The 14,334-nt window shown below is 66.7% G+C and carries 9 protein-coding genes; 7 read left to right on the top strand and 2 right to left on the bottom strand.

The annotated features are described in order from the left end of the window. Window positions 1–147: 147 nt before the first annotated feature. Entirely contained in the window at window positions 148–1,626 is a 1,479-nt protein-coding gene (locus GC150_02990; protein MBI1383861.1) for an aminotransferase class I/II-fold pyridoxal phosphate-dependent enzyme, read from the bottom strand. A 208-nt stretch (window positions 1,627–1,834) separates the two neighbouring features. Between GC150_02990 and GC150_02985 the strand changes: the two genes are divergently transcribed. The 5 genes from GC150_02985 (at window position 1,835) to GC150_02965 (ending at window position 9,104) form a co-directional block, all read left to right on the top strand. Then, the gene (locus GC150_02985) at window positions 1,835–3,157 is read left to right on the top strand and encodes an aminotransferase class III-fold pyridoxal phosphate-dependent enzyme (GenBank protein ID MBI1383860.1); all 1,323 of its coding nucleotides are present in this window, start codon (window positions 1,835–1,837) and stop codon (window positions 3,155–3,157) included. Between the two features lie 200 nt (window positions 3,158–3,357). Continuing rightward, entirely contained in the window at window positions 3,358–4,359 is a 1,002-nt protein-coding gene (locus GC150_02980) for a taurine ABC transporter substrate-binding protein (protein MBI1383859.1), read from the top strand. A gap of 174 nt (window positions 4,360–4,533) precedes the next feature. Further along, window positions 4,534–5,334 (top strand): ATP-binding cassette domain-containing protein, encoded by an 801-nt coding sequence (locus GC150_02975; GenBank protein ID MBI1383858.1) that lies wholly within the window; start codon window positions 4,534–4,536, stop codon window positions 5,332–5,334. A 2-nt stretch (window positions 5,335–5,336) separates the two neighbouring features. Beyond that, a complete protein-coding gene (locus GC150_02970) occupies window positions 5,337–6,551 on the top strand; it encodes an ABC transporter permease subunit (GenBank protein MBI1383857.1) in 1,215 nt (404 codons plus the stop codon). 78 nt (window positions 6,552–6,629) lie between these two features. After that, a complete protein-coding gene (locus GC150_02965) occupies window positions 6,630–9,104 on the top strand; it encodes an FAD-dependent oxidoreductase (GenBank protein ID MBI1383856.1) in 2,475 nt (824 codons plus the stop codon). A 93-nt stretch (window positions 9,105–9,197) separates the two neighbouring features. Here the strand turns inward: GC150_02965 and GC150_02960 are convergent, their stop codons facing one another. Then, window positions 9,198–10,910 (bottom strand): hypothetical protein, encoded by a 1,713-nt coding sequence (locus GC150_02960; GenBank protein MBI1383855.1) that lies wholly within the window; start codon window positions 10,908–10,910, stop codon window positions 9,198–9,200. A 327-nt stretch (window positions 10,911–11,237) separates the two neighbouring features. On the opposite strand from GC150_02960, the gene GC150_02955 reads away from it, so the two are divergent. Together GC150_02955 and GC150_02950 are read left to right on the top strand one after the other, a co-directional pair. Further along, entirely contained in the window at window positions 11,238–12,689 is a 1,452-nt protein-coding gene (locus GC150_02955; GenBank protein MBI1383854.1) for a multicopper oxidase domain-containing protein, read from the top strand. A 232-nt stretch (window positions 12,690–12,921) separates the two neighbouring features. Further along, the gene (locus tag GC150_02950) at window positions 12,922–14,295 is read left to right on the top strand and encodes a glutamine synthetase (protein ID MBI1383853.1); all 1,374 of its coding nucleotides are present in this window, start codon (window positions 12,922–12,924) and stop codon (window positions 14,293–14,295) included. The last annotated feature ends 39 nt before the right edge of the window (window positions 14,296–14,334 follow it).

Here is a 14,334-nt window from a genome sequence, read left to right as displayed (position 1 = left end):
GTCTCCGCCAGGGTTTAAGGGGCACGCGGAGGGGCGCAGGGCGCCGCCGACTTGCCGCGCGTCTCATTCATCTAGGGCCGGGGCAATGGGGTCAGATAGAGCCAGGGTCGCCGCAATTCTGGTGCCAGCGCGCGCAGTGAGATCCAGTCATGGCGAGCCGGGCGAGCGCTGCTCCTGGCGCCGGGAGACCTCGGCGATGCGCCGTATGCCCTCGTCGATGGCACCGACGTCGATGGACGAAAAGCCGAGGCGGTAGCAGTTGCGGGGCGGATCGCGGTCGGCGAAATAGATGTCGCCCGGTTCGAGCACAACCCCTTCCTCGAGCACCTCGCGGGCCAAACGATTGGCATCGAAGCCTTCCGGCCCGCGCAGCCACACGCTGGAGCCGCCGAGGCTCGGCATCAGTTCGTGGCGCGGCAAGTGCACGCGCACGCTGCGGCGCATCTCGGCCCAGCGAACGGCGAGGCTGCGGCGGTAGCGCATGAGCATCGATTCGTAGTGGCCGAGGGCGATGAAGAGGGCGGCGGTGCGCTGCGGCAGGTTGGGGGGATGGCGCACCATCAACCGCCGCAATGCGCGTGCCTCGCGGATCACCTCGGGATCGGCGACGATGAAGCCCAGGCGCAGGCCCGGAAAGAGCGTCTTCGAAAGGCTCGAGGCATAGATCACGCGGCCGTCGCGATCCCACGACTTCAAAGCTGGACTGGGCTTGGAGACGAAGTTGGTCTCGAGTTCGTAGTCGTCCTCTACGATGAGCGCGTCGCTGCTCTCGGCCCAGGCCAACAGCGCGCGTCGACGCTCGTCCGGCATCGTCACGCCGGTCGGGGCCTGATGGCTCGGGGTGGTATAGACGAGGCCGCAACCCGCGATCTCGGGACCGACGAGGAGGCCGCCGGCATCGAGCGGAAGTGGCACGACGGCATCGGTGCGCAGCGAAAAGATGTTGCGGATGTCCGGATAGCCGGGGTTTTCGATGCCGACGCGCATGCGCGGGGTCACGAAGAGGCTCGCGACGAGATAGAGAGCCTGCTGAGCACCCACGGTGATCAGGATCTCGTCGTCGTCGGCGAGGATGCCGCGGCGTGGCAGGATGCGCGTGCGGATCTGCTCGACCAGCATGGCGTCGTCGCTGGCGTGGTGATCGGCGGTCCAGGTGTCGAGCCACTGTCGGCCGAGCGCGCGGCGGGAGCAGTCGCGCCACTCGGCGACCGGAAAGAGCGCATCGTCGACCTGACCGTAGATGAACGGGAACGGATGACGGTGCCAGTCGGTCGGCTTGGAGATGTTGGCCTGGCGCGATGGGCGCACGCGAAAGCGCCCGGTCCAGTCGATGTGACCGTCGCGCTGGCGCGAGGGGGCCGAGAGGCGACCGTCGAGGACCGCCTCGTTGACGAAATAGCCGCTGCGCTCGCGGGCGACGATGAAGCCGTCGTCGATCAGTGTCTGATACGCGAGCGTCACGGTGTTGCGTGAGACGCCGAGCATGCGCGAGAGCTGGCGCGAGGACGGCAGGCGCTCGTTCCTCGGAATCTGGCCGCCGGTGATCGCATCGACCAGTTTTTCGCGAATCTGCGACTGAAGGCTCGACTGGCCCTGGGGCTGCAGATGAAAGAGCAGATCACGCATCGCGGGCGGCGCCCACACCAATCGACTGGAATCAAGATCGGCCGCCAACTGGCTCTGTGGCGCTCGCCCCGCCGAAGCTACCGTCAGCGCCTTGACGAGGCAAGTCGACCCCCGGCCGACCGGCGCGCCATTGCCTGGACCACGCACTTCGCGCACACTCGGCGCGAGCGCAGGGCCGAGGCTGGCGCCAGATCATCGTGAGGATGTCATGCAGTTCAATGCGAACTCCCTGGAAGAGCACTGGATGCCGTTCTCCGGCAATCGGGACTTCAAGGAAAACCCCCGGCTCGTCGTAAAGGCCGAGGGCTGCTATTTCTGGGACCACAAGGGCGGCAAGCTGCTCGACGGCTCGTCGGCGCTCTTCAACGTCGCCTGTGGGCACGGCCGCACGGAGATCTCCGAGGCCGTCTACCAGCAGCTCAAGACGAACGACTACACGCCGCATTTCCAGCTCGGCCACCCGGGCTCCTTCCAGCTCGCCCGTGAAGTGGCCAAGCTGACGCCGGACGGCATCAATCACGTGTTCTTCGCCAACTCGGGATCGGAGGCGATCGACACGGCGCTGAAGATCGTGATGGCCTACAACAACGCCCGCGGCCAGAACGCGCGGATGCGCATGGTGACGCGCGAGCGGGCCTACCACGGCGTCAACATCGGCGGCGTCTCGCTGTCGGGCATGGTGCGCAACCGCGACACCTTCCCGCTGACCATGCCGTACGTCGCCACCATCCGGCACACGTGGCTGCCCGAGAACCGCTATACGCGCGGTCAGGGCGAGCACGGCGGCGTCGACCTCGCCAACGATCTCGAGCGGGCCGTGCAGATGTACGGCGGCCAGACGATCGCGGCGGTGTTCGTCGAACCGATCGCGGGCTCGACCGGCTGCCTGGTGCCGCCGAAGGGCTATCTCGAGCGCTTGCGCGAAATCTGCGACCAGCACGGCATCCTGCTGGTGTTCGACGAGGTCATCACCGGCTTCGGGCGGCTCGGCAAGCCGTTCGCCTCGCAGGCCTTCGGCGTCACGCCCGACATCATGACGATGGCCAAGGCGATCACCAATGGCGCTCAACCGATGGGGGCCGTCGCGGTCAAGGACGAGATCTACGACACCGTCGTCAACAAGGCGCCGGAGGGGGCGATCGAGTTCTTCCACGGCTACACCTACTCGGCGCATCCGGCGGCCTGCGCGGCAGGGCTCGCGACCATGGAAATCTACAATCGCGAGAAGCTGTTCGACCGGGCGGCGGAGCTTTCGAGCTACTTCCTCGACGCTGTCTTCGACCTGCGCGACCTCAAGATCGTCACGGATATCCGTGGCTACGGACTGATGGCGGCGATCGACGTGGCAACGGAGGGCGGTAAGCCCGGCGCGCGCGGCACCAAGCTCCAGAAAAAACTTTTCTGGGAAGGGCTGCACATCAAATTCACCGGCGATGCGGGTATCATCGCGCCGCCCCTGGTCGTCGAAAAGTCGCAGATCGACGATCTTGTCACGATCCTGCGTCGCACGCTCGAGGCCGAGACCGCCTGACGGCGGCGCGGGACTGCCGCAGGACGCCCCGACGCAGAAGCGGGGCGACTGCAACCGGAGGAAACGTCGAGGCGTCGCGGGCCACCACAGGCACGCGCGCCGAGCTTGCGCGCGTGCCGCCACGTCTTTACCGAGACGGTGGTGCGAGCTCAATGGCCCCCCAGCCAACCGGCTGGTGCTACTAGAAGGGAGTGAGGACTATGAAAATCCTTTGGACTGTCGCAGCGGCGGGCATCGCCGCCGCGGGCATCGCCTCGGCCCCGCAGCCGAGCACCGCTGCCCCGAGCGAGATCACGGTCGCGTACTTCCTCGAATGGCCGATGCCGTTCCAGTACGCCAAGGTCATGGGCACCTATGAGAAGGCGCTCGGGATCAAGATCAACTGGCGTGCATTCGAGACGGGCACGGCGATGTCGGCGGCCATGGCGTCAGGCGACGTGCACCTTTCGGTCAGCCAGGGCGTGCCGCCGTTCGTGGTCGCGACCTCGGCCGGACAGGACCTCCAGATCGTCGATATCGCGGTCAGCTATTCCGAGAACGACAACTGCGTGGTGCGCGCCTCGCACGGCATCACCAAGGACAACGCCAAGGCGATCGAGGGCAAGAAGGTCGGCGTGCCGATCGGCACGGCGGCGCACTTCGGCTTCCTCAAGCAGATGGCGCACTTCGGCATCGACACCAGCAAGCTCGAGATCGTCGACATGTCGCCGCAGGATGGCGCGGCCGCGTTCGCCGGCGGCAACCTCGACATGGTGTGCGGCTGGGGCGGCGCACTGCGGCGCATGAAGGAGCACGGCAACGTGCTGCTGACCGGAGCCGAAAAGGAAGCCCTCGGGATTTTCGTCTTCGACGTGACGAGCGCGCCTTCCACGTTCGTCGCCGAGAACCCGGATCTCGTCGCCAAGTTCCTGCGCGTCACCGCGGACGCCAACCAGATGTATCTCTCCAAGGCCGCCGAGATGATCCCCGTGATCGCCAAGGACGCGGGCATGGACGAAGTCGCCACGAAGGCGACGCTCGACAACTTCCACTTCCCGACCGTCGACGAGCAGCTCGGCGAGAAGTGGTTCGGCGGCGGCACGCCGACCTTCGTGAAGGGCGTGGCCGACTTCTTCGTCTCCACCGGCAACATCCCCTCGGCGCGCGACTCCTACGAGAGCGCGATCAACACCGGTCCGTTGCAGGCCGCCAAGGGCATGTGATGCCAGCGCCTCGAACGGTATGACGAACAGCGTCGCGGCCGGGCTGCAACCCCGGCCGCGACGGCAAGAGGCGAGGACTGACCGCAGCGGCCGCCGACAACTCGCCACGGGAGACATGAATCGGGGGCACTGCCAACCGAGACGAGCGCCAACGGGAGGCCAACACGGGCGAGCATGTCGGACCTCACAATCGAAAACCTCTCGATGACCTTCCGGCTGCCGAACGGTTCGGCGATCGAAGCGCTCAAGAACATCAATCTCACGCTGAAGCAGGGCGAGCTGCTCTCGGTGCTCGGCCCATCCGGCTGCGGCAAGACGACGCTGCTCAACATCGTCGCCGGGTTCCTCGCACCGACCAGCGGGCGCGCCATCCTCGGTGACCACGAGATTCGAGGCCCACATCCCGAACGCGGCATGGTGTTCCAGAAGGGAGCGCTCTTCGAATGGATGAGCGTGCGCCGGAACATCGGGTTCGGGCCCGAGATGAAGGGGGTGCCACGGGCGGAGATCAACGACATCGTCGATCATCTCCTGATCACCGTGGGGCTCAAGGACTTCGGCGATAAGATGATCTACGAACTCTCGGGAGGCATGCAGCAGCGCGTCGCGCTCGCGCGCTGTCTGGCCAACGATCCCGACCTCATCCTCATGGACGAACCGCTCGGAGCCCTGGACGCGCTGACACGCGAGAAGATGCAAGGGCTCGTACTGAGGCTCTGGAAGGAAACCGGCAAGACCATCATCCTCATCACACATTCCGTCGAGGAAGCGCTGCTGCTCGGCGAACGGCTGCTGGTGATGGCGCCGCGACCCGGGCGCATCCACAAGGAATACCGCCTGCCGTTCGCCGAACTCGGCGTGGCAACGGACCTGCGCCAGATCAAGAAGCACCCCGAGTTCGCCCAAAGGCGCGAGGAAATCCTCGAGATGATCTGGGACATGGAAGAAGAAATCATGGGCCGGCAGGAGGCTTGACGATGGACCTGCTCTCAATGCTCGGACTGCGCAAGTCCAGCTTCGTCGAGCGCAAGACCGTTACATTCGGCGACGAGAGCGCGATCACCGCCAACCGCATCGCCTCCATCCTCTCGGTCTTTGCGATATTCCTCTTCTGGGGTGTCTTCACAGGCTCGCGGCTGGTGCCGTTCCACGCTCCGGCGCCGTTCCTTGGAACCACGAACGTATCCTACACGGTGGTGGGCGAGGATGGTGCCAAGGGCGAGGCGAAGGTGACGATCGTCGTCATCGAGCGGGGCGAAAGCCCCCCCGCCAGGCCCACGGAGCTGGCGTCCGACGGGCCGGCGACGGATGATTTCGCCTACACCAACGCGCGCATCGGGGCCTCTGTCAGCGTGCTCGCGAACGACCGCGACAAGGGCAAGGGGCTGACGATAACCAGCGTCGCGGGGCAGGCCATCAAGGTTTCCGAGAGTGTACCCGTCGACGGCGGTGAGGTCATCCTCGCCCCCGGCAACCGCCTCTTCTTCAAGCCCTATCTCGGCTGGCAAACCGATCCCGTCTATCTGCCGCCGCCCGAGGGAGTCGTCAGCCGCTTCATCGAGATATGGAATTCCGGCTATCGGAATTCGACGCTCAGCGAGCATGTCGGCTATTCGCTCTTTCGCGTCTTCGTCGGTTTCATTCTCGGCAGCCTGATCGGCATTCCGCTCGGCTTTGCGATGGGGCTCAACGGCTGGGTGCGCGGCTGGTTCGATCCGATCGTCGAGTTCATGCGCCCGGTGCCGCCGCTCGCGCTCATTCCACTGGTCATCATCTGGGCGGGAATCGGGGAAGTCGCCAAGATCATCCTCCTCTTCCTCGCCGCGCTCTGGATCATGGCGATCGGCGCACGGGCGGGCGTTTCGGGGGTCGGCATCCAGAAGGTGCATGCGGCCTACAGCCTCGGGGCCTCGCGCTGGCAGATTCTCTCGCGGGTCATCTTCCCCAACGCGCTGCCGGAAATTTTCACTGCCGCGCGCGTCGCCATGGGCGTCTGCTGGTCGACGGTGGTCGCGGCCGAACTCGTCGCGGCCGAGAAGGGCTCCGGCATGATGATCATGGTGGCCTCGAAATTCCAGCTCACCGACATCGTCATCATGGGCATCATCATCATCGGCGTCATCGGCTATACGATCGACGTGGCGATGCGGGTGATCGAGCGCTGGCTGGTGCCTTGGCGGGGCAAGGACTGAGCGGGCGCGGGGCCGAGTGAAGGGACATAGTGTCAGGCTCGAAGGTTCGGACTGTTCGGACATCACGGAGTGTAAATCATGGCAACGGAGCTCCCCAAGTCGGCGCGCTGCGTGATCATCGGCGGCGGCGTCGCCGGATGCTCGGTCGCCTACCACCTCGCCAAGCTGGGCTGGAAGGACGTCGTTCTGCTCGAGCGCAAGCAGCTCACCTCGGGCACGACCTGGCATGCCGCCGGTCTCATCTCGCAGGGGCGCATGAGCCCCAACGTACAGCGCCTCTCGATGTACTCGGCCGACCTTTACGAGAGCCTCGAGGCCGAGACCGGAATATCGACCGGCATGAAGCGCAACGGCTCCCTGCTCGCCGTCAAGTCGGCCGAGCGCGAGGACGAGGTGCGCCGGCTGGCGGCGGCCGTCAACATGAACGGGCTCGAGACGCACATGCTCTCGCCCAAAGAGTGCCTCGACAAATATCCGCTCCTCAACGTCACCGACCTCAGGTGCGGAATGTTCATCGTGCGCGACGGGCAGGCCGACCCGGCCAACGTCGCCCTCGCCATGGCAAAGGGGGCCCGGCAGGCCGGCGCGCGCCTCATCGAGGGCGTCAAGGTTACGGGTATCAAGGTGGAAAAGGGCCGCGTCCGGGGCGTGACCACCGACCAGGGAGCGATCGAGACCGATATCGTCGTCAACTGCGGCGGCATGTGGGGACGGGAGGTCGGCGCGATGGCGGGCGTCGCAACGCCGTTGCAGGCCTGCGAGCACTTCTACATCGTGACCGAGCCGATCGCGGATCTGCCACGCAACCTGCCGGTGCTGCGCGCGCCGGAGGAATGCGCCTACTACAAGGAGGACGCCGGAAAAATCCTGCTCGGTGCCTTCGAGCCGGTGGCCAAGCCCTGGGGCATGAAGGGCATACCGGAGGATTTCTGCTTCGACCAACTGCCGGAGGACTTCGAGCATTTCGAGCCGATCCTCGAGATGGCGGTCAAGCGCCTGCCCGTGCTCGCGACGGCCGGCATCCACACCTTCTTCAACGGGCCGGAGAGCTTCACACCGGACGACCGCTGGCTGATGGGGGAGGCGCCGGGGGTCGGCGGCTTCTGGATGCTTTGTGGATTCAATTCCATCGGTATCGTCTCGTCGGGTGGCGCCGGCAAGGCGCTCGCCGAGTGGATGGATGCGGGCGAAGCGCCATTCGACCTCTGGGATTTCGACATCCGGCGGATACAGGGGTTCCAGGCCAACCGGACATATCTCGAAGCCCGCGTGACCGAGACGCTGGGGCTGCTCTATGCGGATCATTTCCCCTACCGGCAATTCGCCTCCGCGCGCGGCGTGCGCCGCACCCCGCTGCACGACCGGCTCGAAGGGCTCGGCGCGTGTTTCGGGGAGACGGCGGGCTGGGAGCGGGCGAACTGGTTCCTGCCGCCGGGGCGCGCGGCGAGCGGAGAAAAGCCGGCCTACGAATACTCGTGGGGGCGGCAGAACTGGTTCGCGCACTCGGGCGATGAGCACAAGGCGGTGCGGGAAGCAGCGGGGCTGTTCGATCTCTCCTCGTTCGGAAAGATCCGGGTCGAGGGGCGGGACGCGGAGGCCGTTCTGCAACGGGTTTCGGCGAACGACATGGCCGTCGAGCCCGGGCGCATCGTCTATACGCAATGGCTCAACCGGCGCGGCGGCGTCGAGGCCGATGTCACCGTTACCCGGCTCAGCGAGACCCTGTACATCGTCGTCACGCCGGCCGCGACGGTGCGGCGTGACCTCGATTGGCTGAAGCGGCACATCCCGGACGAGGCCCACTGCATCGCAACGGACGTGACGGCGGGGGAGGGCGTCATCGCGGTGATGGGACCGAAATCTCGCGAAGTGCTCAGCCAGTGCACGCCGGCCGACCTCTCCAATGCGGCCTTCCCGTTCGGCACGGCACGCGAGATCGAACTCGGCATGGGACTTGTTCGGGCACACCGCATCAGCTACGTCGGCGAGCTCGGCTGGGAACTCTATGCGAGCGCCGATCAGGCGCGCCACGTGCTCGACTGCCTCCTCGAGAAGGGCGTCGGTCTCGGCCTGCGTCCGGCCGGGCTGCATGCCCTCGACTCGTGCCGGATCGAGAAGGCCTATCGGCACTTCGGTCACGACATGTCGGATGAGGATCACGTGCTCGAGGCAGGGCTCGGCTTTGCCGTCAAGGCGGACAAGAAGGCCTCACGGTTCGGCGACTTCATCGGCCGCGAGGCGGTGCTACGCCGGCGCCAGGAGGGGCTCACGCGGCGAATGCTCCAGTTCCGTCTCACCGATCCCGAGCCGCTCGTCTACCACTTCGAGCCGATCTACAGAGACGGCGCGCTCGCCGGCTACGTGACGTCCGGCAACTATGGCCACCACCTCGGGGGAGCCATCGCGATGGGCTACGTCAGCTGCGAACGGGGCGAGAGCGATGCTCAGGTGCTCGCCTCGCGCTACGAGGTGGACGTCGCGGGACGTCGCGTTGCCGCCGAGGCGAGCCTCAAGCCGATGTACGATCCGACATCGGCGCGCGTGCGGGCCTGACGGGAGCCAGATACGGCGCGCCCGCGCCCATTGCCGCGTTTGCCGGGCAATCGCGCTGACGGCACGGGCCGCGACGTGCGATCGGGCGGCTCCTCAGCGAGCGGTCTCGCGGCGCGCCGCATGTGCGATTGACTGCACCCAGATCGCCTGGTTCGCCTCATAGTCCGGCCCCTGGCCGAGGAGAGGGGCAAAAACGCCAGCGGCGTGATGGAGCCCGATGACCTGCCAATCGCGCCCGAAGAATACGGGGCTGCCCGACGAGCCGCCCATGGTCGGGGTCAGGTAGCGCAACTGCACGAGGGCGGGGGCCCGCTCGTGCTCGTCCGGACAGTTGTGCTCGAGGAGGTCGTTCTCGTGCAGCGAAAGCTGGAGCGCGCCACCACCCGGATGGCCGAAGATGTAGACCCGGTGACGCTCGGCCATGGTGAGGCGTGCGCGAGGCAGAACCGGCGCGACCGGCAACGGCACCAACTCTGGCGGCGGCTCGGGATCGAGACGGGCGAGGGTGGCATCCAAGGCATCGAACGGGGACGTCCAGAGGATCTGCCGGATGCGGTAGTGGCGATGCTCGTCGGCGGCCGTGAACGTGACGAGCGCCTCGCCGCGAGAGAGGGCATGGTGGTGCGCCTCGTGGCTGAAATCGTGCGTCAGCACATGGGCGTTGGTCAGCAGCACCCGCTCGTTGCCGAGGGCCGGGATGAAATCACCACCGCGTACGAGAAAGCCCGTTCCCGTGCCGCGCCTTGCGTCCCGGCCGATGCGCGCGATCGAGCGGGCGCGCTGCACGCCGATCATCAGAGATGAAAATTCCTCGAAGGCGCCATCGTTGAAGACGCGCTCGGGCACCTGAGCCCCACCGGACGCCTCGGCGGTGGCCGAGCGCCGGTTGCGCGGCGGGGCGAGCAGGCGGGCCAACTGATCGCTATCGACGTCGCGCTCGGCCAGGAAGGCGGCGACCGTCTTCGGGTCGAGGTCGACCTCGCCCTGCTCGACCATGATGAGGCGCGCCTGCAACAGCGAATAAAGCCGGCCGATGCGGCCCCTGTCGGGATCGATCCTCCAGACGTCGCGGAGTTGGCGCAACGTGCTGTGGAGCGCAAAAGCGCTCGAATCGCTGCGGGCGGCATAAAGTTCGAACCAAGCGGCAGCACGCGCGGCATCGCCGAGCGCCAGACACGCCTCGCCCGCCGTGGCGCAGTTCCATGCGGTGACCCGCCCGGCGTCGCGCTCGGCCGCCACGACCTTGTCGATCTGCTCCGCCAAGGCGCGCCAATCGACCGGAAACGGTGGCTCGATGCCCTCGAACTCGGCACGGTGGGCGAGGGCGGCGACATTCATGGCCAGCCAGAGGTAGTCGGGATGCTCGATGGTCGCCAGAACGAGGCCGCCGGAATAGTAGCGGATGGCCATCCTCAGGGCCGCAGCCGCGGCTTCGTGCGGCGCACTGGCGGCCCGATCGAGGAAGACCTGCTTGTAACAGCGGCCGATGAGGCCGAGGGCCTGACGGGCCTCGGGATCGGTGTCGGGGATCCTCTGACCGAGGTCGCTCAGCAAGGCGATGGCGGCAACGACGTCGCCCGTCTCGATCATGGCCTGCGCCTCGAGGCGAACGAGCATGGGGCTGCGCACGCCATGCCTTGCCGCGTCCGAGACGAATTCGCCGAGCCCCTTGAAATCGCGCATGTTCCGCAGCGCGTACGCGAGCAGCTCGGCATCCGTGGTGGCGCCTTCGGGCACGCCCGACGAAAGGTTCGCGATCCAGGTACGGGCATGCCGCAGAACGGCTTCTTGGTCGAGCCTCGCCATGTCGTTCATCGCCGTGGTCCCCGCCCACAAGTGCCTCAGCCGGTCCGCACTACCCGCCACGTTCGCAAGGCCCGATCATGCGGGCGCCAGCCACAAAGGCAAGGGCCCATACCCGAAACACGACGCCCGCGCTCGCGAAACGGTGGGCCCGACGGCCGGTTCGGGCGAAGCCCGCGAACTCGGACGCACCCTGGCGTGCCGGGTGGACTTGCGCCACCCTGCAATTCGCGCGAAATCTGAGCGAGACTGCAGGTGGCACCGCTCACGCGCGCAGCGAGCGGACCCGCGCGGCGGCCGGAACAGAAAGCAAGCGAACGAGGTTTTCCTATGGCGGCGTGGCCGTGCCGGCAACCGACACGCAGGAGCGTCGTCGCGGGCGCGTTCGCCACGACGATCGCGGGTGCCTCCTGGCGGTGGCCCGCCCGAGCCGCCAACGCGCCAGCCGATGCCTTCGGGCTGACGGCGGCGCCCGGCAAGGTGCCGCTCGTCGGCGGGGGCCACCCGGAAACCGGCGTCTGGTGTTTTTCGGGCACCGTGCCCGGGCCGGAGATTCGTGTCCGCCAGGGCGAGCGGGTCGAGGTCGCGTTCCACAACGGGCTCGACGAACCGAGCACCGTTCACTGGCATGGCATACGGCTGGTGAATGCCATGGACGGCGTGCCCGGACTGACGCAGGATCCCGTCGCCCCCGCCGAGACATTCCACTACGCCTTCGATGTGCCGGACGCCGGGACCTTCTGGTACCACCCGCACTATTCCAGCAGCGAGCAGGTCGGACGGGGCCTCTATGGCGCGCTCATCGTGGAGGAGCCCGAGCCGCCCGCCGTCGACCGCGAGGTCGTCTGGGTGATCGACGACTGGCGGCTGGATCGCGCGGCCCAGATCGATGCGCGGTTCGACAACCGCCACGACATGACGCATGCCGGGCGGATCGGAAACACCGTGACGATAAACGGCCTGATCCCCGATCGGTTCGCCGTGCGGCCAGGGGAACGGCTGCGGCTGCGGCTCATCAATGTCGCCAATGCCAGGATTTTCGCCCTCGGGCTCGCGGCGCTGTCACCCCGGGTGATCGCGATCGATGGACAGCCGGTGGCACCGCACAAGCCGGCCGGAGGGCGCATCGTGCTCGGCCCCGCGATGCGGGCCGACGTCGTGCTCGACATCCCGCTCGATGCGCGCGGGCCGATCAGCATCGTCGATGATTTCTATCCGCGAAATGCCTACGGGCTCGTCGATGTCGTGATCGAGGGCGCGCCGGTGCGCGACGAGCCGCTCGATGCCCCGATCGCCCTGGCGCCGAACCCGCTCGCCGAGCCCGATCTCGAGCGCGCGGAGCGGAACGACGTGATCTTCGCGGGCGGCGCGATGGGCGGCGACGTGACGGGCATGGTCAACGGCCAGCGCATGGGCCTTCGCGAGATGGTGACGGCACACGGGGTGGCCTGGACCATCAACGGGGTCGCGGCGGTGGCGCACCACGACGGCCACCGGATGGAGCCGATGGCGACTTTCGAGCGGGGCCAGTCGGTGCGCATGGCGCTCGTCAACGAGAGCCGGTGGCACCATCCGATCCATCTGCACGGCCACCACTTCCGCGTGCTGTCGCGGAACGGTCGGGAGGAGCCGCACCGGCCCTGGCAGGACACGGTGCTGGTCGGCCCGCTCGAGACGGTCGAGATCGCGTTCGTCGCGGACAACCCGGGCGACTGGATGTTCCACTGCCACGTGCTCGAGCATCAGGCGGCAGGAATGATGGCGGTGATCAGAGTGACCTAGCCAGGATAATTCCCCCCCCCCCGAAAGAAACGCACCGGCAGGACACGAACCGCCGCTGGTTGCGGGACCAGCCGAAGGTGGTTCAGCCACACCCGAGTCAATGACGACGACCCACGCGGACCGGTAAGCCAAGTCAAAGCCCGAGACGCCCGGTCGAGGCAGGATGAAAATGGCCAAGGAACACAAGTCGAAGCCGACCATACCCCCGATGCAGGCCCAGCACGCCGTGGAAATGACCGAAAGCCAGGTGCGGCCGCGCGACCACGGCCGACTCGGCGACGTCACGAAATGGCTCAAGGAAAACAATATCGAGGAGGTCGAATGCGTCGTGCCCGACATCGCGGGGGTCGGGCGCGGCAAGGTGATGCCGGCCTACAAGTTCGCCCAGCTCAAGCCGACGCATCTGCCGGTCTCGATCTTCTGGCAGACGATCACCGGCGATTATGCCGATTTCGGCGACGAGGAGGCATATACCGAGGCCGACACGCTCCTGGTTCCGGACCTTTCCACGCTGCGGCTCGTGCCTTGGGCATCCAGCCCGACGGCACAGGTCATCCACGACGTGATCTGGAACGAGGGCGGACCGGTCGAATATGCTCCACGCGAGGTGCTGAAACGGGTGCTGTCCTACTACGCCAAGGAAGGCTGGCAACCGGTCGTGGCACCAGAGCTCGAGTTCTACCTGACAAAGCCCAATCCGGACCCCGATTATCCGCTCGAGCCGCCGGTCGGGCGCTCCGGACGCCAGGGGGCCGGGCGGCAGTCCTATTCGATCTCGGCGGTCGACGAATACGACAAGTTCGTCGACGACATGTACGACTTCGCGGAAGCCCAGGAACTGGCGATCGACACGATCATCCAGGAAGCCGGCGCCTCGCAGCTCGAGATCAATCTGCTGCACGGTGAGCCGCTGGAACTCGCCGACCAGACGTTCCTCTTCAAGCGGACCATCCGCGAGGCGGCGATCAAGCACGGCTACTACGCGACCTTCATGGCCAAGCCCATGGAAAACCAGCCGGGCAGCGCCGCGCACATCCACCAGAGCGTCGTCGAGGTCGCGAACGGCAGGAACATTTTCACGGACAGCGAGCGCCGCCCGACGGAACATTTCTATCAGTTCCTCGCCGGTCAGCAGACCTATCTCGGCGCGGCCACCTGCCTCATGGCACCATACGTCAACTCCTACCGCCGGCTGGTGCCCGACGATGCCGCCCCGATCAACCTCGAGTGGGGCATCGACAACCGCTCGACGGGGTTGCGGATTCCGGTCTCCTCGCCGGAGGCGCGACGGGTGGAGAACCGGGTCTGCGGCGCGGATACGAACCCCTATCTCGCCATCGCGGCCAGCCTGGCCTGCGGCTACCTCGGCATCAAGGAGCGGTTGCAGCCGAGAGAGGTGTGTGCCGGCAATGCCTACAAGAACCGGCACGACCTGCCGGCCGGATTGCTCGAGGGCCTGGCGGCCTTCGAGGCATGCGAGCCGTTGCAGGAGCTGCTCGGCGTCGACTTCAGCCGCCTCTATCTCGCCGTCAAGCGCGAGGAATTCTCGGCCTTCATGAGGGTGATCAGCCCGTGGGAGCGCGAGCATCTCCTGCTGGCGGTCTGACGCATGAGGTCCGCGGCGGCGATCGCGATCAATGGATCA

It is taken from the genome of Hyphomicrobiales bacterium (assembly GCA_016125495.1).
Classification (GTDB): domain Bacteria; phylum Pseudomonadota; class Alphaproteobacteria; order Rhizobiales; family RI-29; genus RI-29.
This window is presented reverse-complemented; position numbering and strand designations above follow the sequence as displayed.

Coding starts and splice junctions, on each gene's coding strand:
- GC150_02990 (MBI1383861.1), bottom strand. CDS start 1,626: ATGCGTGATCTGCTCTTTCATCTGCAGCCCCAGGGCCAGTCGAGCCTT.
- GC150_02985 (MBI1383860.1), top strand. CDS start 1,835: ATGCAGTTCAATGCGAACTCCCTGGAAGAGCACTGGATGCCGTTCTCC.
- GC150_02980 (MBI1383859.1), top strand. CDS start 3,358: ATGAAAATCCTTTGGACTGTCGCAGCGGCGGGCATCGCCGCCGCGGGC.
- GC150_02975 (MBI1383858.1), top strand. CDS start 4,534: ATGTCGGACCTCACAATCGAAAACCTCTCGATGACCTTCCGGCTGCCG.
- GC150_02970 (MBI1383857.1), top strand. CDS start 5,337: ATGGACCTGCTCTCAATGCTCGGACTGCGCAAGTCCAGCTTCGTCGAG.
- GC150_02965 (MBI1383856.1), top strand. CDS start 6,630: ATGGCAACGGAGCTCCCCAAGTCGGCGCGCTGCGTGATCATCGGCGGC.
- GC150_02960 (MBI1383855.1), bottom strand. CDS start 10,910: ATGGCGAGGCTCGACCAAGAAGCCGTTCTGCGGCATGCCCGTACCTGG.
- GC150_02955 (MBI1383854.1), top strand. CDS start 11,238: ATGGCGGCGTGGCCGTGCCGGCAACCGACACGCAGGAGCGTCGTCGCG.
- GC150_02950 (MBI1383853.1), top strand. CDS start 12,922: ATGACCGAAAGCCAGGTGCGGCCGCGCGACCACGGCCGACTCGGCGAC.